This window comes from Kribbella voronezhensis, assembly GCF_004365175.1.
In the GTDB taxonomy this organism is placed as follows: domain Bacteria; phylum Actinomycetota; class Actinomycetes; order Propionibacteriales; family Kribbellaceae; genus Kribbella; species Kribbella voronezhensis.
Genome location: NZ_SOCE01000001.1, coordinates 4,559,962 through 4,581,240 on the forward strand (window position 1 = coordinate 4,559,962; position 21,279 = coordinate 4,581,240).

Annotated in this window: 20 protein-coding genes; 16 read left to right on the forward strand and 4 right to left on the reverse strand. The window is 67.7% G+C overall.

Annotated features, from left to right (window positions below):
* The 16 genes from EV138_RS21205 (at nucleotide 1) to EV138_RS21280 (ending at nucleotide 18,041) form a co-directional block, all read left to right on the forward strand.
* Nucleotides 1–1,311: a geranylgeranyl reductase family protein gene (locus tag EV138_RS21205; RefSeq protein WP_133980591.1), complete on the forward strand. Its 1,311-nt coding sequence runs from the start codon at nucleotides 1–3 to the stop codon at nucleotides 1,309–1,311.
* Nucleotides 1,312–1,443: 132 nt separating this feature from the next.
* On the forward strand, nucleotides 1,444–1,803 hold the full coding sequence (locus EV138_RS21210) for an NADH-quinone oxidoreductase subunit A (RefSeq protein ID WP_112248987.1): 360 nt from the start codon (nucleotides 1,444–1,446) through the stop codon (nucleotides 1,801–1,803).
* 3 nt (nucleotides 1,804–1,806) lie between these two features.
* Nucleotides 1,807–2,361 carry a NuoB/complex I 20 kDa subunit family protein gene (locus EV138_RS21215; protein WP_133980592.1) on the forward strand — a complete coding sequence of 185 codons (555 nt, stop codon included), beginning with the start codon at nucleotides 1,807–1,809 and terminating at the stop codon, nucleotides 2,359–2,361.
* Nucleotides 2,358–3,065, forward strand: a complete 708-nt coding sequence (locus EV138_RS21220; protein ID WP_133980593.1) for an NADH-quinone oxidoreductase subunit C — start codon at nucleotides 2,358–2,360, stop codon at nucleotides 3,063–3,065. Before EV138_RS21215 ends, EV138_RS21220 begins: the two co-directional genes overlap by 4 nt.
* A complete protein-coding gene (locus tag EV138_RS21225) occupies nucleotides 3,065–4,411 on the forward strand; it encodes an NADH-quinone oxidoreductase subunit D (RefSeq protein WP_133980594.1) in 1,347 nt (448 codons plus the stop codon). Before EV138_RS21220 ends, EV138_RS21225 begins: the two co-directional genes overlap by 1 nt.
* Nucleotides 4,412–5,245 carry an NADH-quinone oxidoreductase subunit NuoE gene (nuoE, locus tag EV138_RS21230; protein WP_166678649.1) on the forward strand — a complete coding sequence of 278 codons (834 nt, stop codon included), beginning with the start codon at nucleotides 4,412–4,414 and terminating at the stop codon, nucleotides 5,243–5,245. It abuts the gene before it with no gap.
* Complete coding sequence (gene nuoF, locus EV138_RS21235; protein WP_202866930.1) at nucleotides 5,242–6,552, forward strand: NADH-quinone oxidoreductase subunit NuoF; 1,311 nt, start codon at nucleotides 5,242–5,244, stop codon at nucleotides 6,550–6,552. The genes nuoE and nuoF overlap by 4 nt, the downstream gene beginning before the upstream one ends.
* Nucleotides 6,549–8,978: an NADH-quinone oxidoreductase subunit G gene (locus EV138_RS21240; protein ID WP_133980595.1), complete on the forward strand. Its 2,430-nt coding sequence runs from the start codon at nucleotides 6,549–6,551 to the stop codon at nucleotides 8,976–8,978. Before nuoF ends, EV138_RS21240 begins: the two co-directional genes overlap by 4 nt.
* Nucleotides 8,975–10,303 (forward strand): NADH-quinone oxidoreductase subunit NuoH, encoded by a 1,329-nt coding sequence (gene nuoH, locus EV138_RS21245; protein WP_133980596.1) that lies wholly within the window; start codon nucleotides 8,975–8,977, stop codon nucleotides 10,301–10,303. Before EV138_RS21240 ends, nuoH begins: the two co-directional genes overlap by 4 nt.
* Nucleotides 10,272–10,877, forward strand: coding sequence for an NADH-quinone oxidoreductase subunit NuoI (nuoI, locus tag EV138_RS21250; RefSeq protein ID WP_166678650.1), 606 nt, complete (start codon nucleotides 10,272–10,274; stop codon nucleotides 10,875–10,877). The genes nuoH and nuoI overlap by 32 nt, the downstream gene beginning before the upstream one ends.
* The gene (locus EV138_RS21255) at nucleotides 10,877–11,722 is read left to right on the forward strand and encodes an NADH-quinone oxidoreductase subunit J (protein ID WP_112248995.1); all 846 of its coding nucleotides are present in this window, start codon (nucleotides 10,877–10,879) and stop codon (nucleotides 11,720–11,722) included. The genes nuoI and EV138_RS21255 overlap by 1 nt, the downstream gene beginning before the upstream one ends.
* Nucleotides 11,719–12,018: an NADH-quinone oxidoreductase subunit NuoK gene (nuoK, locus tag EV138_RS21260; protein WP_112248996.1), complete on the forward strand. Its 300-nt coding sequence runs from the start codon at nucleotides 11,719–11,721 to the stop codon at nucleotides 12,016–12,018. Before EV138_RS21255 ends, nuoK begins: the two co-directional genes overlap by 4 nt.
* Nucleotides 12,019–12,029: 11 nt before the next feature.
* The gene (gene nuoL / locus EV138_RS21265) at nucleotides 12,030–13,901 is read left to right on the forward strand and encodes an NADH-quinone oxidoreductase subunit L (protein WP_133980598.1); all 1,872 of its coding nucleotides are present in this window, start codon (nucleotides 12,030–12,032) and stop codon (nucleotides 13,899–13,901) included.
* A complete protein-coding gene (locus tag EV138_RS21270) occupies nucleotides 13,898–15,421 on the forward strand; it encodes an NADH-quinone oxidoreductase subunit M (protein WP_112248998.1) in 1,524 nt (507 codons plus the stop codon). Before nuoL ends, EV138_RS21270 begins: the two co-directional genes overlap by 4 nt.
* An 11-nt stretch (nucleotides 15,422–15,432) precedes the next feature.
* Nucleotides 15,433–17,028 (forward strand): NADH-quinone oxidoreductase subunit NuoN, encoded by a 1,596-nt coding sequence (gene nuoN, locus EV138_RS21275; RefSeq protein WP_112249094.1) that lies wholly within the window; start codon nucleotides 15,433–15,435, stop codon nucleotides 17,026–17,028.
* Nucleotides 17,029–17,048: 20 nt separating this feature from the next.
* Nucleotides 17,049–18,041, forward strand: coding sequence for a polyprenyl synthetase family protein (locus tag EV138_RS21280; protein WP_202866931.1), 993 nt, complete (start codon nucleotides 17,049–17,051; stop codon nucleotides 18,039–18,041).
* Nucleotides 18,042–18,519: 478 nt separating this feature from the next.
* Here the strand turns inward: EV138_RS21280 and EV138_RS21285 are convergent, their stop codons facing one another.
* From EV138_RS21285 to rarD, 4 genes are all read right to left on the reverse strand, one after another.
* Nucleotides 18,520–19,122: an AAA family ATPase gene (locus EV138_RS21285; RefSeq protein WP_133980600.1), complete on the reverse strand. Its 603-nt coding sequence runs from the start codon at nucleotides 19,120–19,122 to the stop codon at nucleotides 18,520–18,522.
* Between the two features lie 103 nt (nucleotides 19,123–19,225).
* Nucleotides 19,226–19,681, reverse strand: coding sequence for a cupin domain-containing protein (locus EV138_RS21290; protein WP_133980601.1), 456 nt, complete (start codon nucleotides 19,679–19,681; stop codon nucleotides 19,226–19,228).
* Nucleotides 19,682–19,754: 73 nt separating this feature from the next.
* The gene (locus EV138_RS21295) at nucleotides 19,755–20,237 is read right to left on the reverse strand and encodes an RrF2 family transcriptional regulator (RefSeq protein ID WP_133980602.1); all 483 of its coding nucleotides are present in this window, start codon (nucleotides 20,235–20,237) and stop codon (nucleotides 19,755–19,757) included.
* Between the two features lie 104 nt (nucleotides 20,238–20,341).
* Nucleotides 20,342–21,250, reverse strand: coding sequence for an EamA family transporter RarD (gene rarD, locus EV138_RS21300; RefSeq protein WP_133980603.1), 909 nt, complete (start codon nucleotides 21,248–21,250; stop codon nucleotides 20,342–20,344).
* Between the last annotated feature and the right edge of the window lie 29 nt (nucleotides 21,251–21,279).

Consider the following 21,279-nt stretch of genomic DNA (forward strand, 5'->3'; position numbering starts at 1 on the left):
ATGAGTCAGAGCACGTCGCCACGGCAGGCCGAGACCGCGGATGTGATCGTCGTCGGTGCCGGGCCGGCCGGCTCGTCGGCCGCCTACCATCTGGCCAACGCCGGGCTGGACGTCCTACTGCTGGAGAAGACCGCGTTCCCGCGCGAGAAGGTCTGCGGTGACGGGCTCACCCCGCGCGGCACCAAGCAGCTGATCAACATGGGCATCGACATCTCGCCCGAGGCCGGCTGGATCCAGAACTACGGTCTGCGGATCCGCGGCGCCGGGCACACCCTGCAGCTGGACTGGCCCGACCTGGCCAGCCACCCGAACTACGGCCTGACCCGCAACCGGATGGACTTCGACGACCTGCTCGCCCGTCAGGCGGTCAAGGCCGGCGCCCGGTTGCGCGAGCGGACCAACGTCGTCGGCCCGGTGCTCGACGACAAGGGCTTCATCGTCGGCGTCAAGGCCAAGCCGGTGGACGACAACGGCCGGCGTGACGGGGACGACATCGAGTTCCGCGCGCCGCTGGTGATGGCCGCCGACGGCAACTCGTCGCGACTGAGCGTCTCGATGGGACTGCACAAGCGCGACGACCGGCCGATGGGCGTCGCCGTACGGACCTACTTCACCAGCCCGCGGCACGACGACGACTACCTCGAGTCCTGGCTGGAGCTGTGGGCGGACGACCCGGAGCACCCGGGCCAGCGGCAACTGCTGCCCGGCTACGGCTGGATCTTCGGGATGGGCGACGGCACCGTCAACGTCGGCCTCGGCATCCTGAACACCTCGGACGCCTTCGGCAAGGTGGACTACTCGGACCTGCTCAAGCAGTGGCTGAAGAACACGCCGGATGAATGGCAGTTCCGCGACGAGTTCCAGACCATCCCGATCCGCGGTGCCGCGCTGCCGATGGGTTTCAACCGGCAGCCGCACTACACCCGCGGCCTGATGCTGCTGGGCGACGCGGGCGGCATGGTCAACCCGTTCAACGGCGAGGGCATCCCGTACGCGATGGAGTCCGGGTCGTTCGCCGCCGAGGTCGCCGCGCAGGCGTTGCACCGGCAGCCTAGCCAGCGCGAGCGCGCCCTGTCGGCGTACCCGAAGGCGCTCAAGCAGGAGTACGGCGGCTACTACACCCTCGGCCGGGTCTTCGTGAAGCTGATCGGAAATCCGGAGGTGATGCGGCTGTGCACGAAGTACGGTCTGCCGCGCACCACCTTGATGAAGTTCACCCTGAAACTCCTGGCCAACCTCACCGATCCGCGCGACGGCGACGTGATGGACAAGATCATCAACGGGCTGACGAAGGTCGCGCCCGCCGCCTGAAAGCGGTGGGGCGAGTGACGTGAGCCACAGCGTTACTGATAACACAGTGCAGGCGAAACAACCACGCAGTACGTGGCAGCAGCAGGTCCATAGCCGGCAGTACGGACGCAAGTAAGGAGGGAGCAGCAGCCGATGCACCCTTACGTACCGATCCTGATTCTCGGGATCCTCGCGACGATCTTCGTGGCGGGCACCCTGGTGACGAGCTTCCTCGTCGGCCCGAAGCGCTACAACCGGGCCAAGCTCGACTCCTACGAGTGCGGGATCGAACCGACCCCGCAGCCGGTCGGTGGCGGGCGGTTCCCGGTGAAGTACTACATCACCGCGATGCTCTTCATCGTGTTCGACATCGAGATCATCTTTCTCTACCCGTGGGCGGTGGCCTTCGACCAGATGGCGCTGTTCGGGTTGGTCGAGATGGTCATCTTCATCGCAACCGTCTTCGTCGCGTACGCCTATGTCTGGCGCCGCGGCGGGCTTGAATGGGACTGACCAATGGGTGTTGAGGAACAGCTTCCGGCCGGCGTACTGCTGACGACCATCGAGGGTCTGTCGGGATACATGCGCAAGGCATCGTTGTGGCCGGCAACCTTCGGGCTGGCCTGCTGCGCGATCGAGATGATGACCACGGGCGCGCCCCGCTACGACGCGGCCCGGTTCGGCATGGAGGTCTTCCGGGCCTCGCCGCGCCAGGCCGACCTGATGATCGTGGCCGGCCGGGTGAGCCAGAAGATGGCCCCGGTCCTGCGCCAGATCTACGACCAGATGCCGAACCCGAAGTGGGTACTGGCGATGGGTGTCTGCGCGTCGTCGGGCGGCATGTTCAACAACTACGCCATCGTGCAGGGCGTGGACCACGTCGTACCGGTCGACATGTACCTGCCCGGCTGCCCGCCGCGGCCGGAGATGCTGCTGGACGCGTTCCTGAAGCTGCACGACGACATCCAGCACGGCAAGCTCGGCGCCAACAAGAAGGCGCTGCAGGCCGAGCAGGAGACCGCGGCGCTGAGCGCCGCGCCGACGCTTGAGATGAAGGGGCTGCTCAGGTGAGCGACCACCAACCAGAGAACTTGCCGGCGACGACGGCGGCCGGCGACGCTCAGACGCCGGCGGCCGAGGTGGTCGACCAGCGCGAGGGCATGTTCGGCGTCCGCGGTACCGGTGACACCTCCGGCTTCGGCCGGCTGCGTCGCCAGGTCGCGCTGCCGGGCGGATCGGCCAAGCCGTACGGCGGCTGGTTCGACGGCGCCACCGAGCGACTCGTCGGCCTGGTCGGCGACGACGCGATCGAGAAGGTCGTGGTCGACCGCGGCGAGCTGACCCTGCACGTCGCCCGCGAGCGGCTGGTCGAGGTCGCCCAGCACCTGCGCGACGACGAGGCGCTGCGGTTCGAGTTCTGCTCCGGCGTCAACGGTGTGCACTACCCGAACGAGACCGGCCGCGAACTGCACGCGGTCTACCACCTGTTCTCGATCACCCACAACCGGCGGATCCGGCTGGAGGTGTCGGTGTCCGACGCGGACCCGCACATCCCGTCGGTGGTCTCGGTCTACCCGGCCAACGACTGGCACGAGCGGGAGACCTGGGACTTCTTCGGCATCATCTTCGACGGGCACCCGGCACTGACCCGGATCCAGATGCCCGACGACTGGCCGGGGCACCCGCAGCGCAAGGACTACCCGCTCGGCGGCATCGACGTCGAGTACAAGGGCGCCGTCATCCCGCCGCCCGACACGCGGAGGTCTTACAACTGATGACCGATACACACACCGCCGACCCGTACGCGCAGGGTCGCGACACCACCGAGGGCAAGGTCTTCACCGTCACCGGTCAGGACTGGGACTCGGTCGTGTCCGGCCTCGGCGACGAGCCCGAAGAGCGCATCGTCGTCAACATGGGCCCGCAGCACCCGTCCACGCACGGCGTGCTCCGGCTCATTCTCGAGATCGAGGGCGAGACGGTGACCGAGGCCCGCTGCGGCATCGGTTACCTGCACACCGGGATCGAGAAGAACATGGAGTTCCGGTCCTGGACCCAGGGCGTCACGTTCGCCACCCGGATGGACTACCTGTCGCCGTTCTACAACGAGACGGCGTACTGCCTCGCGGTCGAGCGGCTGCTCGGCATCGAGGACCAGATCCCGGAGAAGGCGAACGTGATGCGGGTGCTCCTGATGGAGCTGAACCGCATCTCGAGCCACCTGGTCTGCATCGCCACCGGTGGGATGGAGATCGGCGCGCTGACCGTGATGACGATCGGGTTCCGCGAGCGGGAGATGACGCTGGACCTGTTCGAGCTGATCACCGGCCTGCGGATGAACCACGCGTTCATCCGGCCGGGCGGCGTCGCCCAGGACCTGCCGGCCGGTGCGCTGGACAAGATCCGGGAGTACATCACCTGGATGAACAAGCACCTGCCGGAGTACGCCGAACTCTGCAACGCGAACCCGATCTTCAAGGCCCGCCTGCAGGACGTCGGCTACCTCGACCTGACCGGGTGCATGGCGCTCGGCATCTCCGGACCGCCGCTGCGCGCGACCGGGTACGGGCTGGACCTGCGCAAGACCCAGCCGTACTGCGGTTACGAGACCTACGACTTCGACGTACCGACCTGGGACACCGCCGACTCGTACGGGCGCTTCCGGGTCCGGCTGCAGGAGATGCACGAGTCGCTGAAGATCGTCGAGCAGTGCGCCGACCGCCTCGCCAAGATGGAGGGCGAGCCGGTGATGGTGGCCGACAAGAAGATCGGCTGGCCGAGCCAGCTGGCCGTCGGCAACGACGGGATGGGCAACTCGCTCGACCACATCAAGCACATCATGGGCGAGTCGATGGAAGCGTTGATCCATCACTTCAAGCTGGTCACCGAGGGCTTCCGGGTGCCGGCCGGCCAGGCCTACGTGGCGATCGAGTCGCCGCGCGGCGAGCTCGGCTGCCACCTGGTCTCCGACGGCGGCACCAAGCCGTACCGGGCGCACTTCCGTGACCCGTCCTTCTGCAACCTGCAGGCGATGCCGATCCTGTGTGAGGGTTCACAGGTCGCCGACGTGATCGTCGCCGTCGCCAGCCTTGACCCGGTGATGGGTGGAGTGGACCGCTAAATGGCCGAGAACCACACGACAGCGACGAACAAGACCGTGCCGTACAGCACGGGCGACTCGAAGATCACCGAGACGACGATCGCCGAGCTGCGCGAGCTGGCGGGCCGGTACCCGGTCGCTCGCTCGGCCCTGCTGCCGATGCTGCACCTGGTGCAGTCGGTCGAGGGCCGGATCACCCCCGAGGGCATCGAGGCCTGCGCCGACGTGCTCGGGCTGACCGGCGCCGAGGTGTCGGCGGTGGCGACCTTCTACACGATGTACAAGCGCCGCCCGGTCGGCGACTACCACGTCGGGGTCTGCACCAACACGCTCTGCGCGGTGATGGGCGGCGACCTGATCTTCGAGCGGCTGAAGAACCACCTCGACGTCGGCAACGACGAGACCACCGAGGACGGCAAGATCACCCTCGAGCACCTCGAGTGCAACGCCGCCTGCGACTACGCGCCGGTGATGATGGTGAACTGGGAGTTCTTCGACGACATGACGCCGGAATCGGCCACCCAGTTGGTGGACGACCTGCGCGAAGGCACCGAGGTGAAGTCGCCGCGCGGTGCGACGATCTGCACCTGGCGGGAAGCCGAGCGCGTGCTGGCCGGCTTCCCCGACGGCCGCGCCGACGAGGGCCCGACCGGCGGCAAGGCCACCCTGGCCGGGCTGCGGCTTGCTCGCGAACGCAACTGGACCGCGCCGGCGTCGAACCACAGCGGCGGTTCGCCCGAGTTGCGCGACACGGTCTCCCCGGAGGCCGCGCAGGGTCCGCGGCCGGGCGACCAGCCGGGCAAGGAATCAGGCACCGGATCCCCGGCGACTCCCGACTCGCGGAAAGAGGACTGATCACCGTGCTGACCCCGGTACTGTCCGACAACTGGGACCAGATCCGCTCCTGGCAGCTGGCGTCGTACCAGCGCTCCGGCGGTTACGACGCGCTGAAGACCGCGCTGCGGATGCAGCCGGCCGACGTCGTCACCGCGGTGAAGGACTCCGGCCTGCGCGGCCGTGGCGGTGCGGGCTTCCCGACCGGGATGAAGTGGTCCTTCATCCCGCAGGACAACCCGAAGCCGAAGTACCTCGTCGTGAACGCGGACGAGTCCGAGCCGGGCACCTGCAAGGACATCCCGCTGATGCTCGCCTCGCCGCACACGCTGGTCGAGGGTGTCATCATCTCCGCCTACGCGATCCGCGCGTCGACGGCCTTCATCTATGTCCGCGGTGAGGTGCTGCACGTCGTACGCCGTTTGCAGCAGGCCGTGGAAGAGGCGAAGGCCGCCGGCTTCATCGGCACCGACATCCTCGGCACCGGCTACGACCTCGACGTGATCGTGCACGCCGGCGCCGGCGCCTACATCTGTGGCGAGGAGACGGCACTGCTCGACTCGCTCGAAGGTCGTCGCGGTCAACCCCGGCTGCGTCCTCCGTTCCCGGCGGTGGCCGGCCTGTACGGCTGCCCCACTGTCATCAACAACGTCGAGTCGATCGCTTCGGTTCCCGCGATCATCAACAACGGCCCGGACTGGTTCGCCTCGATGGGCACCGAGAAGTCCAAGGGCATGACGCTGTACTCGCTGTCCGGCCACGTCACCCGGCCCGGCCAGTACGAGGCGCCGCTCGGCATCACGCTGCGCCAGCTGCTCGACCTGGCCGGCGGGGTCCGCGAGGGCCACACGCTGAAGTTCTGGACGCCGGGTGGTTCGTCCACCCCGCTGCTGACCGACGAGCACCTCGACGTGCCGCTGGACTACGAAAGCGTCGGCGCGGCCGGCTCGATGCTCGGTACCAAGGCGCTGCAGATCTTCGACGACACCACCTGCGTGGTCCGGTCGGTGCTGCGCTGGACCGAGTTCTACAAGCACGAGTCCTGTGGCAAGTGCACGCCGTGCCGCGAGGGCACCTGGTGGCTGGTCCAGATCCTGGAGCGGATGGAGGCCGGCAAGGGCAGCGAGGAGGACCTCGAGACCCTGCTCGACCTCAGCGACAACATCACCGGCCGGTCGTTCTGCGCCCTGGCCGACGGTGCGACCGCGCCGATCACCAGCTCGATCCAGCACTTCAAGGACGAGTACCTCGCGCACTTCACCAACGGTGGCTGTCCCTTCGACCCGATGGCGTCCACCCTCTTCGCGACCGCTGGAGCAAGCGCATGACCATCCAAGCGAATCCGCCGGCCGGGGCCGAGGTCGAAAAGGTCGACCTGATCACGGTCACCATCGACGACATCGAGGTGAAGGTCCCGAAGAACACCCTGCTGATCCGGGCGGCGGAGCAGATCGGCATCCAGATCCCGCGGTTCTGCGATCACCCGCTGCTCGACCCGGTCGGCGCCTGCCGGCAGTGTCTGGTGGAGATCACCGACGCGGGTAACGGCCGGGGCATGCCGAAGCCGCAGGCGTCCTGCACGATCACCGTCGCCGACGGCATGGTCGTCCGGACCCAGGTGACGTCGCCGGTCGCGGACAAGGCCCAGCACGGGATCATGGAGTTCCTGCTGATCAACCACCCGCTGGACTGCCCGGTCTGCGACAAGGGTGGCGAGTGCCCGCTGCAGAACCAGGCGATGACGAACGGCGCCGGTGAGAGCCGCTTCAACGCGGTCAAGCGGACCTTCCCGAAGCCGATCAACATCTCCGCCGAGGTGCTGCTGGACCGCGAGCGCTGTGTGCTCTGCGCCCGCTGCACCCGGTTCTCCGAGCAGATCGCCGGTGACCCGTTCATCGCGCTGATCGAGCGCGGCGCGCTGCAGCAGGTCGGCATCTACGAGAAGGAGCCGTTCGAGAGCTACTTCTCCGGCAACACGATCCAGATCTGCCCGGTCGGTGCGCTCACCAGCGCGGCGTACCGGTTCCGGTCCCGGCCGTTCGACCTGGTGTCGGTGCCGTCGGTGGCCGAGCACGACGCCTCGGGTTCGGCGATCCGGGTCGACTACCGGCGCGGCAAGGTGATGCGCCGGCTGGCCGGTGACGACCCCGAGGTGAACGAGGAGTGGATCTCCGACCGTGACCGGTTCGCGTTCAACTACGCGTCCACCGGTGACCGGCTGACCCACCCGCTGATCCGCGAGGACGGCGAACTGCGGCCGGCTTCCTGGCCGGAGGCGCTCACCTTCGCGGCGCAGAAGCTGACCGCCGCGCGCGGCAACGCCGCAGTACTGACCGGTGGTCGCCTGACGCTGGAGGACGCCTACGCGTACTCGAAGTTCGCGCGGGTCGCCCTCGGCACCAACGACATCGACTTCCGGGCCCGGCCGCACTCCGCCGAGGAGGCCGACTTCCTGGCCGCCGCGGTGGCCGGCACCGGTCTCGGTACGACGTTCGCCGACCTCGAGCGGGCCGGTTCGGTGCTGCTCGTCGGATTCGAGCCGGAAGAGGAAGCGCCGGCCGTGTTCCTGCGGCTGCGCAAGGGTGTCCGCAACACCGGCACCAAGGTCTTCACCGTGGCCTCACTCGCGTCGCGGGGGATCGAGAAGCTCTCCGCCGTCGTCGTCCAGGCTTCGCCGGGCACCGAGGCCGCCGTACTGGGCGACCTTCGCAACACCGGTGAGGCCGGTGCCGCGGCGCACGCCTCGCTCGGTGCCGACTCGGTCATCATCGTCGGCGAGCGGCTCGCGACCGCGCCCGGTGCGTACTCCGCGGCGCTGCGACTCGCGCTCGACACGGGCGCGCAACTGGTCTGGATCCCGCGTCGTGCGGGTGACCGGGGTGCGCTCGAGGCCGGCTGCCTGCCGGGTCTGCTGCCGGGCGGTCGCCTGGTCGGCGACGCGGCGGCACGGGTCGACCTGCAGGCCGCCTGGAACGTCGAGAGCCTGCCGAGTACCGCGGGCCGGGACACCGGCGAGATCCTCGAGGCAGCCGGATCGCTGCAGGCGCTGGTCGTCGCGGGCGTCGAGATCGACGACCTGCCGGACCCGGCGGCGGCGCTGGCCGCTCTCGAGGCCGCGCCGTTCGTGGTCAGCTTCGAGGTCCGCACCTCGCAGGTCACCGAGCACGCCGACGTCGTCTTCCCGGTCGTACCGCCGGCCGAGAAGGACGGCACCTTCGTGAACTGGGAGGGCCGCGAGCGGTCGTTCCCGGTGGTGCTGAAGGTGCCGGTCGCGATGCCGGACGTGCGCGCACTGGCCGCGCTGGCACAGGAGATGGACTCGTCGCTCGGGTTCAGCACTCCGGCCGGGGCGAAGAAGGAGTTCGACGAACTCGGCCGCTGGGACGGTACCCGGGCCGGCGAACCGACGTACCAGGCCGGTCCGGCGCTCGGGGCGTTCGACTCGACCCGGCTCGCCACCTGGCGGATGCTGATCGACGACAGCCGCAGCAACGACGGCGAGCCGCACCTGGTCGCCACCGCGCGCAAGCCGGTGGCCAAGATCTCGTTGACCACGGCCCACCGGGTCGGGGTCGCCGACGGTGACGAACTGGTGGTCTCGACCGATGCCGGCTCGATCCGGCTGCCGGTCGTGATCACCGCGATGGCCGACAACGTGGTCTGGCTGCCGACCAACTCGGCCGACAGCCACGTCCGCCGGTCGTTGCACGCAGACCATGGCTCGATCGTGACGATCGCCGGAGGGAACGCATGAGTCTCATCCCCCTTGCAGCGCCGGCCGACGCCGGCGTCGGCCACGATCCCTGGTGGGTCGTGGGCATCAAGGTGCTGCTGATCTTCGTCTTCCTGGTCGTGCTGACCCTGTTCAACATCTGGCTGGAACGCCGGGTGGTGGCCCGGATGCAGCACCGGATCGGCCCGAACGTGCACGGCCCGTTCGGTCTGCTCCAGTCGCTGGCCGACGGTATGAAGCTGATGTTCAAGGAAGACCTGATGCCGAAGGGCGTGGACAAGTTCGTCTACGTCGCGGCGCCGGTGATCGTCTCGATCCCGGCCTTCCTGACCTTCGCGGTGATCCCGTTCGGGCCGACGGTGAAGATTCCGTTCACCGACACCTATACCCGGCTGCAGCTCACCGACCTGCCGGTCTCGGTGCTGTACGTGATGGCGATCGCCTCGATCGGCATCTACGGCATCGTGCTCGGCGGCTGGTCCTCCAACTCGACGTACTCGCTGCTCGGTGGTCTGCGCTCCAGCGCCCAGATGATCTCCTACGAGGTCGCGATGGGCCTGGCGCTGGTGACCGTGTTCCTGTTCGCCGGCTCGATGTCCACCTCGGAGATCGTCGCGGCGCAGGGGTCGCACCAGACGCTGCACCTGTTCGGCGCGGACATCCCGGTGCCGGGCTGGTACGCGTTCCTGCTCTTCCCGTCCTTCGTGATCTACGTGATCTCGATGATCGGTGAGACGAACCGGGCACCGTTCGACCTGCCGGAGGCCGAAGGCGAGCTGGTGGCCGGCTTCCTGACCGAGTACTCGTCGATGAAGTACGCGATGTTCTTCCTGGCCGAGTACATCAACATGGCGACCGTGTCGGCGCTGGCGACCACGCTGTTCCTGGGTGGCTGGCGGGCCCCCTGGCCGATCTCGATCTGGGACGGCGCGAACTCCGGCTACTGGCCGGTGCTGTGGTTCGTCGGCAAGATGATGTGCTTCATCTTCTTCTACATCTGGTTGCGCGGAACGCTGCCGCGACTGCGCTACGACCAGTTCATGAAGCTCGGCTGGAAGGTCCTGATCCCGATCTCGCTGGGCTGGATCCTGCTGGTCGCGACGGTGCGCGCGGTCAGCCGCGAGTCCAGCGGCTCCACCCAGCGCAGCTACCTGCTGGTGGTCGCCGGGATCATCCTGCTGTTCGCGATCGTCCCGATGTTCCTGCCGCAGAAGAAGACCGAGAAGACCGAGCCGGTCACCGAGGCCGAGTTCGACGCCTTCGCCGGCGGCTTCCCGGTCCCACCACCTCTCGTCGATTCCAAGAGCGAGACAGATGTTCGCAGCAAGGAAGGCAGCCGTGGCTAGCGTCAAAGAGTCCCTCTGGGACCCCGTAGCCGGGTTCGGCGTCACCTTCCGGACGATGTTCCGCAAGGTGTTCACCGAGCAGTACCCGTTCGAGAAGAAGCCGACCGCGCCGCGGTTCCACGGCAGGCACCAGCTGAACCGCTGGCCCGACGGGCTGGAGAAGTGCATCGGCTGTGAGCTGTGCGCGTGGGCCTGCCCCGCGGACGCCATCTACGTCGAGGGTGCGGACAACACCGAGGGCGGGCGGATGTCGCCCGGCGAGCGGTACGGCCGGGTGTACCAGATCAACTACCTGCGCTGCATCCTCTGCGGACTCTGCATCGAGGCCTGCCCGACCCGGGCGCTGACGATGACGAACGAGTACGAGCTGGCCGACCGCACCCGCGAGTCCCTCATCTACGAGAAGAAGGACCTGCTGGCGCCGCTCCTGCCGGGGATGGAGGAGCCGCCGCACGAGATGCAGCTGGGCAAGTCCCAGACCGACTACTACCTCGGTCTGACCGGCTCGGCCGTCGTACCGCAGAGCGCCTCGGTCCACCCGGAGAGCTCGCTCAAGGGTGGTGTCGACCAGTGATGGTTCCTCTCGTCACCGGCGGCCAGGTCGCCTTCTGGATGCTGGCGCCGATCATGGTGCTGGCCGCGATCGCGATGATCCTGGTCCGTAAGGCGGTGCACTCGGCGTTGCTGCTGGCAACGGTGATGATCTGCCTGGCCGTCCAGTACGCCGCCCAGGACGCACCGTTCCTGTTCGCCGTCCAGATCATCGTCTACACCGGCGCGATCCTGATGCTGTTCCTGTTCGTGCTGATGCTGGTCGGCGTGGACGCCTCCGACTCGCTGGTCGAGACGATCAAGGGCCAGCGGCTGTGGGCCGGCATCGGCTTCCTCGGTATCGCGGTGCTGCTGATCTTCGCGACCGGCAACTCGTACTACGGGGACCCGGTCGGACTCGGCAACGCCCAGCCCGACGGCAACCCGAAGGGCATCGCGCAACTGCTGTTCGGCAAGTACGTGTTCGCCTTCGAGGTCACCTCGGCCCTGCTGATCACGGCGGCGCTCGGCGCGATGATGCTGGCGCACCGCGAGCGGCTGACCAAGAAGCTGACCCAGCGCGACCACGCCGAGGAGCGGATCCGCAAGTACGCCGAACTCGGCGTCCACCCCGGCCCGCTGCCGACCCCCGGCGTACTGGCCCGGCACAACGCCGTCGACACCCCGGCCCTGCTGCCGGACGGGTCGATCGCACCGACCTCGGTTTCGCGGGTGCTGCAGGCACGTGGCACGGTGTTCCCCGAGACGGAGGAGCGCGAGGAGCTCGAGACGGTCCGCAGGATCGCCGACGGCGACGCGGGCGACGAGGTCCCGGCCGAGCCCACCGGCACGGACCTGACCGGATTCGGCGAAGGAGACAAGCTGTGAAGACCGAGCCGTACATCGTGCTCTCGGCGATGTTGTTCAGTATCGGCGCGCTCGGCGTGCTGGTCCGGCGGAACGCGATCGTCGTCTTCATGTGTGTCGAGCTGATGCTGAACGCGACGAACCTCGCGTTCGTCAGCTTCGCCCGCCAGCACGGCAACCTCGACGGCCAGATCGCCGCCTTCTTCGTGATGGTGGTGGCGGCGGCCGAGGTCGTGATCGGGCTGGCGATCATCATGGCCATCTTCCGCACCCGTCGCTCGGCCTCGGTCGACGACGCCAACCTGCTGAAGTACTGAGGTAATCACCGATGAGTCATGAGCTGACGTGGCTGCTGGTCGCGATCCCGGCGGTCTCCGCGGCGATCCTGCTGGTTGGTGGCAAGGCCACCAACGGCTGGGGTCACCTGCTGGGGACCGCGGCGTCGCTGGCGTCCTTCGTCTGCGGGGTCCTGCTGTTCTTCCAGATGCAGGGCAAGTCCGGCGAGGAGCGGTCCGAGACGGTCCGGCTGTTCGAGTGGTTCTCGGTCGGCAGTATCAAGGTGGATGTGACGCTGCTGGTCGACCAGCTGTCCATCCTCTTCGTGCTGCTGATCACCGGTGTCGGATCGCTGATCCACATCTACTCGATCGGCTACATGTCGCACGACCCGCGGCGGCGCCGCTTCTTCGGGTACCTGAACCTGTTCATCGCCTCGATGCTGCTGCTGGTGCTGGCCGCGGACTACCTGCTGGTGTTCGTCGGCTGGGAAGGCGTCGGCCTGGCGTCGTACCTGCTGATCGGTTTCTGGCAGCACAAGCACTCGGCCGCGACCGCCGCGAAGAAGGCGTTCGTGGTGAACCGGGTCGGTGACATCGGCCTGTCGCTCGCGGTGATGAGCATGTGGGCGCTGTTCGGCTCCTCGGCCTTCGCCAGTGTCAACGCCGGCGCCCAGGGGATGTCGAAGACGTGGGCCACGCTGGTCGGCCTGATGCTGCTGCTGGCGGCCTGCGGTAAGTCCGCGCAGGTGCCGCTGCAGTCCTGGCTGCTCGACGCGATGGAGGGCCCGACCCCGGTGTCGGCCCTGATCCACGCGGCGACCATGGTCACCGCGGGCGTTTACCTGGTGGTCCGCTCGCACGCGATCTACGCGGTCACCGAGTCGGCCTCCACCGCGGTGGTCATCGTCGGAACGGTCACCGCGCTCGCCGGTGCGATCATCGGTTGCGCCAAGGACGACATCAAGAAGGCGCTGGCCGGTTCGACGATGAGCCAGATCGGCTACATGATGCTCGCCGCCGGCCTCGGCCCGGTCGGGTACGTGTTCGCGATCTTCCACCTGCTCACGCACGGCTTCTTCAAGGCCAACATGTTCCTCGGTGCCGGCTCGGTGATGCACGGCATGAACGACGACGTGAACATGCGCCACTACGGCGGCCTGGCGAAGTACATGAAGGTCACCTTCGTCACCTTCGCCTTCGGCTACCTGGCGATCCTCGGCATCCCGCCGTTCGCCGGCTTCTTCAGCAAGGACAAGATCATCGAGGCCGCGTTCGCGGACAACATCGTGATCGGTCTGTGCGCGCTGCTCGGCGCCGGGATCACCGCGTTCTACATGACCCGGGTGATGCTGATGACGTTCTTCGGCGAGAAGCGCTGGGAGAAGGACGTGCACCCGCACGAGTCGCCGGCCGTGATGACGGTCCCGCTGATGATCCTGGCGGCGCTGTCGCTCGGTGGCGGTGCGCTGTACTTCGCCGGTCACTGGATCGTCGACTGGCTGGAGCCGGTCGTCGGTCACGAGGAGGAGCACGCTCCGGTCAGCGCGCTGGTGATGACGCTGATCACCCTCGCGGTCGTTGCCATCGGCATCGTCATCGCGGTGCTGCTGTACCGCCGCGACATCCCGCGCGAGGCGCCCGTCCGGGTCTCGCCGGTCACCACCTTCGCCCGCCGTGATCTCTTCGGCGACGCGCTGAACGAGGCAGTCCTGATGCGCCCGGGTCAGTACCTCACCCGGACGCTGGTCTGGCTCGACAACCGTGGCGTGGACGGCCTGGTCAACGGCCTGGCCGCGCTCTTCGGTGGACTGTCCGGCCGGCTGCGCCGGTTCCAGACGGGCTTCGTCCGTTCCTACGCACTCAGCATGGTCTTCGGCGCCGCATTCGTGGTCGTCGCCCTCCTCGCGGTGAGGTTGTCGTGAACATCGGTTGGCTGACCCTGACACTGCTCCTGCCGTTCGTGGGAGCCCTGGCCACGATGGCCGTGCCGAAGTCGAAGGCCCTGCTGGCCAAGCAGGTCGCGCTCGGCTTCGCGCTGGCGACGCTGGTGCTGACGATCGTGATCGCGATCGGCTACCACCGCAACGGCCCGGCCGACTACGCCGAGGACGTCACCTGGATCAAGGCGTTCGGCGCGCACTACGCGCTCGGCCTGGACGGCGTCGGGATCGTGCTGGTGGTGCTCACCGCGCTGCTCACCCCGATCGTGCTGCTCGCCTCCTGGAACGACGCGAAGACCGGTCGCTGGAGTGAGAAGTCCTTCTTCGCCTGGGTGCTCGGCCTGGAGATGCTGTCGATCGGCGTGTTCGCCGCCACCGACGTGTTCCTGTTCTACGTGCTGTTCGAGGCCACGCTGATCCCGATGTACTTCCTGATCGGTGGCTTCGGCGGCGCGCAGCGCTCGTACGCCGCGGTGAAGTTCCTGCTCTACTCGCTGCTCGGCGGACTGCTGATGCTGGCCTCCGTGGTCGGCCTGTACGTCGTCTCGGCCAAGCACGGCGACCCGTCGTACCTGCTGGCCGATCTGGTCAAGGTCGACATGAGCCAGAACACCGAGCGCTGGCTGTTCCTCGGCTTCTTCTTCGCCTTCGCGGTGAAGGCGCCGATGGTGCCGTTCCACACCTGGCTGCCGGACGCCGCCGCCGAGGCGACGCCGGGTACGTCGGTGCTGCTGGTCGGCATCCTGGACAAGATCGGCACCTTCGGGATGATCCGGTTCTGCCTGGGCCTGTTCCCGGAGGCCTCGAAGTGGGCCACCCCGGTGGTCCTGGTGCTCGCCCTGATCAGCGTGCTGTACGGCGCGTTGGTGGCGATCGGGCAGACCGACATCAAGCGGCTGATCGCGTACACCTCGATCTCGCACTTCGGCTTCATCGTGATGGGCATCTTCGCGCTCACCTCGCAGGGCCTGACCGGATCGACGCTGTACATGTTCAACCACGGTCTCTCCACCGCGGCCCTGTTCCTGGTGGCCGGCTACCTGATCTCGCGGCGCGGTTCGGCCCGGATCGCCGACTACGGCGGCGTCGAGAAGGTGGCTCCGGTCCTGGCCGGCACCTTCCTGTTCGCCGGGCTGTCCAGCCTGGCGCTGCCGGGGCTGTCGCCGTTCATCTCCGAGTTCATGGTGCTGGCCGGAACGTTCAGCAAGCACAAGGTGATCGCGGTGATCGCGGTCCTCGGCATCGTGCTGGCCGCGCTCTACATCCTGATCATGTACCAACGCCTGATGACCGGTCCGGTCCGGGACGGCATCGAGAAGCTCAAGGACCTGAACTACCGCGAGGTGTTCGCGATCGCGCCGCTGGTGGTGCTGATCATCGGCTTCGGCGTCTACCCCAAGCCGGTGGTCGACATCATCAAGCCGGCGGTCGAGTCGACGATGCAGCAGATGGGCGTCACCGACAAGGCCCCGCAGGTTCCCGTGACGGAGGGACAGAAGTGAGTGCAGTACTCATGCCGCTGGTAGCGCAGGCGTTGCCGCTGGCGGACTTCGTCAAGCCGAAGATCGAGTACAACGAGCTGGCTCCGCTGCTCGTCGTGTTCGGTGCGGCGTGTGTCGGCGTCGTCGCGGAGGCGTTCCTGCCGCGGGCTTACCGTCACCTGGTCCAGGTCGCGCTCGCGATCGTCGCGCTGCTCGCGGCCGGCGTACTGACCGGGATCCTGATGCACGACAAGAAGTCTCTGGTCGCCGCGCAGGGTGCCATCTCGGTGGACGGCCCGGCGCTGTTCACCTGGATCATCCTGCTCGCGCTGACGCTGATCAGCGTGCTGCTGTTCGCCGAGCGATCCATCGACGGTGGCCTGTCCGCCTTCGCCGGCCAGGCTGCCGCAGTACCGGGCAGTGAGGCCGAGCGGGAGGGCACCGCGGCCAAGGTCGAGCACAGCGAGATCTTCCCGCTGACGCTGTTCGCGGTCGGCGGCATGATGCTGTTCGCCTCGGCGAACGACCTGCTGGTGCTGTTCGTCGCGCTCGAGGTCTTCTCGCTGCCGCTCTATCTGCTCTGTGGTTTGGCGCGCCGTCGCCGGCTGATCTCGCAGGAAGCCGCGATGAAGTACTTCCTGCTCGGCGCGTTCGCCTCGGCCTTCCTGCTCTACGGCATCGCCCTGCTCTACGGGTACGCCGGAACGATGTCCCTTCCCGGCATCGCCGACGCGCTGGCCACCAAGACCGGCGGCGACGCGATCCTGCTCGCCGGTACCGGCCTGATCGGGGTCGGCCTGCTGTTCAAGGTCGGCGCGGTCCCGTTCCACTCCTGGACGCCGGACGTCTACCAGGGCGCCCCGACGCCGATCACCGGCTTCATGGCGGCCTGCACCAAGATCGCCGCGTTCATCGGGCTGATGCGCGTCTTCTACGTCGCACTCGGTGGAACTCGCTGGGACTGGGCGCCGATGATGTGGGTCGTCGCCATCCTCACCATGGTGGTCGGCTCGATCGTCGCGATCACCCAGACCGACGTGAAGCGGATGCTCGCCTACTCGTCGATCGCGCACGCAGGCTTCCTGCTGACCGCGTTCGTCGGCCTGGCGCAGAGCGGCTCGGGCGTCACCAGCGGGATCACCTCGACGCAGGCGGTGCTGTTCTACCTGGTCTGCTACGGCTTCCCGACCATCGGCGCCTTCGCGCTGGTGACACTGGTTCGCGACGCGGGCGGCGAAGCGACTCACCTGTCGCGCTGGGCCGGGCTGGGCAAGAAGTCGCCGCTGCTGGCCGGCATCTTCGCCTTCTTCCTGCTCGGTTTCGCGGGTATCCCGTTGACCGCCGGCTTCACCGGCAAGTGGGCCGTGTTCACCGCAGCCTGGACCGGTGGCGCTTGGCCGCTGGTCGTGGTCGCGGTGCTCTGCAGCCTGGTCGCCGCGTTCTTCTACGTTCGCGTGATCGTGCTGATGTTCTTCTCGGACCTGCCGGCCGACAGCCCCGACGTGGCGCTGCCCGGGTGGCAGACCACGACCGCTGTCGCCCTGGGGCTCGCGGCCACCGTAGTACTGGGCCTGGTGCCCGGGCCGGTGCTCGACCTGGCCTCCCGCGCGGGTGAGTTCATCCGGTGAGCACATCGCCTGCTGAGAGCCTGGGGTTCGAGTTCGTCGACGCGGCGCTCGAATCCCGGGTTCGTGCTGGGCTGGAGGCCGTCGAGCGCGCGCTCCGCGACTCCTCCCAGTCCGAGGCTGCCTTCGTGACCGAGGCCGCCCAGCACGTGATGGCCGCCGGCGGCAAGCGGTTCCGCCCGCTGCTGGTGCTGCTCGCCGCCGAGTTCGGTCCGTCGCCTTCGGCTACCGAGGTGGTGGACTCGGCCGTCGTGGTGGAGCTCACGCACGTGGCGACGCTGTACCACGACGACGTGATGGACGAGGCCGCGCTGCGCCGCGGCGCGTCCACCGCGAACGCGCGCTGGGACAACTCGGTCGCGATCCTCACGGGGGACTGGCTGTTTGCCCGGGCCTCCGATCTGGTCGCCTCGCTCGGGCCGGAAGCGGTCCGCATCCAGGCGCGAACCTTCGGCCGGCTGGTCGAGGGGCAGATCCGCGAGACGCTCGGCGTGACCGAGGGACAGGATCCCCTCGCGCACTACCTGTCGGTGGTCGCCGACAAGACCGGCTCGCTGATCGCTACGTCGGCGCTCTTCGGTGCTCGGTTCGCCGGCGCGTCCGAGGAGATCCAGGAGACCCTGCGAGCTTTCGGCGAGGAGATCGGCGCCGCTTTCCAGCTCGCCGACGACATCCTCGACGTCACCTCGGAGTCGGGCCAGTCCGGCAAGACTCCCGGCACCGACCTGCGCGAAGGCGTACCCACCCTGCCGGTCCTCATCTTCCGCGCCCAGGCCGACTCCACGGACCCGGTCGACGCCCGGCTGCTCGAATTGCTCGACTCCGACCTCACCGACGACGCCCGGCTCGCCGAAACCCTCGCCGTACTGCGCGAGCACCCGTCGCTGCGCCAAGCCGAAGACGACGTACGCCGCCGAGCCGACGAGGCCCGCAAGCTACTCGAAGACCTCCCCGTAGGCTCAGCCCGCACAGCCCTCGAGTCCCTCTGCGACTTGGTCGTCACCCGCTCGGTCTAAAACCTTCTCGTACGACGGACGCCCACGCGGGCTCCTCCGTCGCCCGCTCCCCACCCCCCAGCTACGGGGCTCCTCCGTCGCCCCTGCGCTGCCATTTGTTGCCAAGGGAAGGCGATATCGGGCGAGCCCTGGGCCCGGTCGGCGGTTGCCCGGCACGAGTCGGCGAACGCCCGAGACGGGGCGGCGGGGTGCCCGGGACGAGTCGGCGAACGCCCGGGCCGGGTCTCAAGCGAGTGCAGGACGCGCGCGCCGGGAAGGCGGCTGGCGAACGCCCGGGCCGGGTCTCGAGCGAGCGCCGGACGTACGCGCCGGGAAGGGGTCTGGCGAACGCTCTCGTATGAGTCGGAGCGCGCGACAAGATTCGGGCGGACGTCCGAGACGGTCGGTCGATCGGCGGCGGGAAGTGGCGCCGGAGGAACGCCGACGGGGCTTGGGCAGTACCTGGCTCGAAGGCCCGCCGCCAGTCGCTTGCGGGCGGTCAGTTCGGATGAGGTCCGAAGGTGATGGCAGCTAGGTGGTTTGCTTCGGTGCGGTTGAGGATTGTTGCCGTGGTCGCTCCGGGCACTGCTTGGCTGGGATCGGCTGCGGCCAGGTCTCGTAGTGTGGGCCAGCGGCGGGTGTGGGTGGTCATGCTGGCTGGGTGTACGACTCGGGCGCGGGCGTGTTGGCCGAGGCGAGCTACGGCTGGTGGTACGTCGAGCAGGATGAGGTGGAGCGGCCGATTTGAGCGTTGGGCGGCTCGGCCGATCAGGTGTCTTGCCCACGGGCGGGTTGCGCAGTCGTGGATGACGAGCGGGCCTTGGGTGCGGATGGCTCGTAGTACGAGCAGGTAGTAGGTCAGGTGCACGAGCGGGCGCCAGACGGCGTACGGGATCGGGCGGAGTACTGGCATCCAGCGATCCCGGAGGCGTTCGGAGTCGAGGACACGAACGGTGCCGGGATCGCGGAAAAGCCTTCTGAGCAAGGTGCTTTTGCCGGCACCGGGGATACCGGCCACGACGACGATCGAGTTTTCGGGGTAGCGCAGTTCGGTCGTGCCCAGGTTTTGGCGGGCACTCGGTGGCATGAGCAGAACAGTCACGGGAGCCTCCCTCGGCCTTTCCCAGAACAACGGGAGGGCCGATGGGAGGCGTTCCGTGATTGCCGCTCAGCGCGCTAAGAAGTCGATGAGAATCGGCTGAGGACTAGCGGCTGGTCCAGGCAGGGCTGTTGACGTAGTGGTTGTCGTAGAGATCACTGGTCGCCGCCAGTTCGGCCGGGTCGGTCTCGCCGCGGTACACGCCTTCGAGCAGGCGGTAGTAGTCGAAGCGCGGCTTGGCGTGCGTGAGAACGAAGAGCACCTCGGCGTCCGTAGTACCGGCTGCTTCGAAGGCGTGTGCGGTGTTCGGCGGTACTACGAGGAAGTCGCCGTGGTGCAGCGTGATCAGGTCCTCGCCGGTGAGAACGCGGAGACTGCCGTTGAGAACGAAGAACAGTTCGGAGGCCTCCTTGTGCAGGTGCGGGGGAGCTCCTTCCTTGCCTGGCTTGAAGATCGAGCGGTGGCTGGTGAGGTGGCCGCCCGTCGCGGGGGTGTCGGCGAGCAGGGTGACACCGCTGGCTTCGAGTACTTCGGCATCGGTCGAGCGAACGAGAACGGTCATGGCTTTCTCCTTTGTTGTGGATGGCAAATGTCCAGAATTAGAGCGTGAAGCGGTCGCGTTTTCCCCGTCGAGCTCAGGACTTGAGGTTGGCGAACCAGTGCCGGGTGTTGTCGGCGCTGTCGGGGTAGGTGGACTCGACCTGGGCGACGATGTCGGCGATGGTCTGGCTCGCCAGTTCGCGCCGGTAGGTGAGCTCGGCCTTGCGCATGGCCTGGGAGACCAGGCAGGTCTTGCGGTAGTCGGCCTTCGGGTCGGCGCCCGGGCCGGCGTGCAGAATCTCGGTGCATCTGAAGGCGTCGTCGGCGCCGTCGATCGCGATCACGACGTCGAGCAAGGTGATCTTGTCCGGCCGCCGAGCCAGCTGGAAGCCGCCCTTGGGCCCCGAGGTGGAGCTGAGGATGCCGGCTTTCGCGAGGGCCTGAAGCTGCTTGTTGAGGTAGGCGGCCGGCAAGTCGTAGAACGCAGCGAGCCGCTTCGCGGTGACAGCCTCGCCCGGGATGAAGCACAGATTCACGCAACTGTGCAACGCCCACTCCACGCCCTCGTTCATCTTCATAATCTGGACATTACACATCCAGAATAAGAACCGCAAGTCATCTCGGAGTCGTGGTGGGGCGACGCAGCTAACACGGCGTTCTTCCAACTAGCACACTGTGTTAGTCAGACGGCGGTGGCGGCTACTTGTTCTGGGGCTGGGCGGCGGCGGGCGGCCAGGCCGGTGGTGGTGAAGATGGCGAGGGCCAGCCAGACGAGGGCGAAGCCGGCCCAGCGCATGGGGGACATGGCTTCGTGGAAGATCAGGACCCCGACGGCGAACTGCATGATCGGGGCGATGTAGTTGAGCAGGCCCAGGGTGGTCATCGAGACCCGGGTTGCTGCCGAGCCGAAGAGGAGGAGCGGTATCGCGGTCACCGGGCCGGACAGTACGGCGATCGCCAGGTAGCCGGGTCCGTGATGGCTCACCGTGCTGTTGCCCTGGATCGCCAGCACGACAAGGGTGATCACAGCGAGCGGGGCGACGGTGGCCGATTCGATCGCCATTCCCTCGATCGCGCCGGCGTCGGCCTGCTTCTTGGTCAGCCCGTAGAAGCCGAACGAGAAGGTCAGCACGATCGCCACCCACGGCGGCCGGCCGTTCTCGATGGTCAGCCCGACCACCGCGATGAAGGCGACCCCGAGCGCGATCCACTGCCCGACTCGGAGGCGTTCGTGCAGGATGACGACGCCGAGCAGCACAGTGAACAGTGGCGTGATGAAGTAGCCGAGTGACGTCTCGACCACGCGACCGTGGTTGACGCCCCAGATGTAGGCGCCCCAGTTGACCGAGATCAGTACCGCGGCCCCCATCAACGCCCAGCGGCTGCGCGGATTCCGGAGCAACTCACGGACCCGCCCGAAGCGGCGGGTCGCGATCACCAGGGCGACGATCGTGAGCATCGCCCAGACGATCCGGTGGGCCAGGATCTCGACCGCGCCCGACCGGTCGAAGAGTTTCCAGTACAGCGGAAAAAGCCCCCACAGCAGATAGCTGATGACCCCGTACACGAGGCCTTTCCGCTGTTCTGGCACGGTCGCGAGTCTAGCCCCGGCGTCATTGG

Bases quoted from the DNA above. Each gene is read 5' to 3' on its own strand.
- EV138_RS21255 (WP_112248995.1), top strand. From the start codon at position 10,877: ATGGTTCCTCTCGTCACCGGCGGCCAGGTCGCCTTCTGGATGCTGGCG.
- nuoL (WP_133980598.1), top strand. From the start codon at position 12,030: ATGAGTCATGAGCTGACGTGGCTGCTGGTCGCGATCCCGGCGGTCTCC.
- EV138_RS21215 (WP_133980592.1), top strand. From the start codon at position 1,807: ATGGGTGTTGAGGAACAGCTTCCGGCCGGCGTACTGCTGACGACCATC.
- EV138_RS21295 (WP_133980602.1), bottom strand. From the start codon at position 20,237: ATGAAGATGAACGAGGGCGTGGAGTGGGCGTTGCACAGTTGCGTGAAT.
- nuoI (WP_166678650.1), top strand. From the start codon at position 10,272: ATGTTCGCAGCAAGGAAGGCAGCCGTGGCTAGCGTCAAAGAGTCCCTC.
- nuoN (WP_112249094.1), top strand. From the start codon at position 15,433: ATGCCGCTGGTAGCGCAGGCGTTGCCGCTGGCGGACTTCGTCAAGCCG.
- EV138_RS21205 (WP_133980591.1), top strand. From the start codon at position 1: ATGAGTCAGAGCACGTCGCCACGGCAGGCCGAGACCGCGGATGTGATC.
- EV138_RS21210 (WP_112248987.1), top strand. From the start codon at position 1,444: ATGCACCCTTACGTACCGATCCTGATTCTCGGGATCCTCGCGACGATC.
- nuoH (WP_133980596.1), top strand. From the start codon at position 8,975: ATGAGTCTCATCCCCCTTGCAGCGCCGGCCGACGCCGGCGTCGGCCAC.
- EV138_RS21240 (WP_133980595.1), top strand. From the start codon at position 6,549: ATGACCATCCAAGCGAATCCGCCGGCCGGGGCCGAGGTCGAAAAGGTC.
- EV138_RS21225 (WP_133980594.1), top strand. From the start codon at position 3,065: ATGACCGATACACACACCGCCGACCCGTACGCGCAGGGTCGCGACACC.
- EV138_RS21290 (WP_133980601.1), bottom strand. From the start codon at position 19,681: ATGACCGTTCTCGTTCGCTCGACCGATGCCGAAGTACTCGAAGCCAGC.
- nuoE (WP_166678649.1), top strand. From the start codon at position 4,412: ATGGCCGAGAACCACACGACAGCGACGAACAAGACCGTGCCGTACAGC.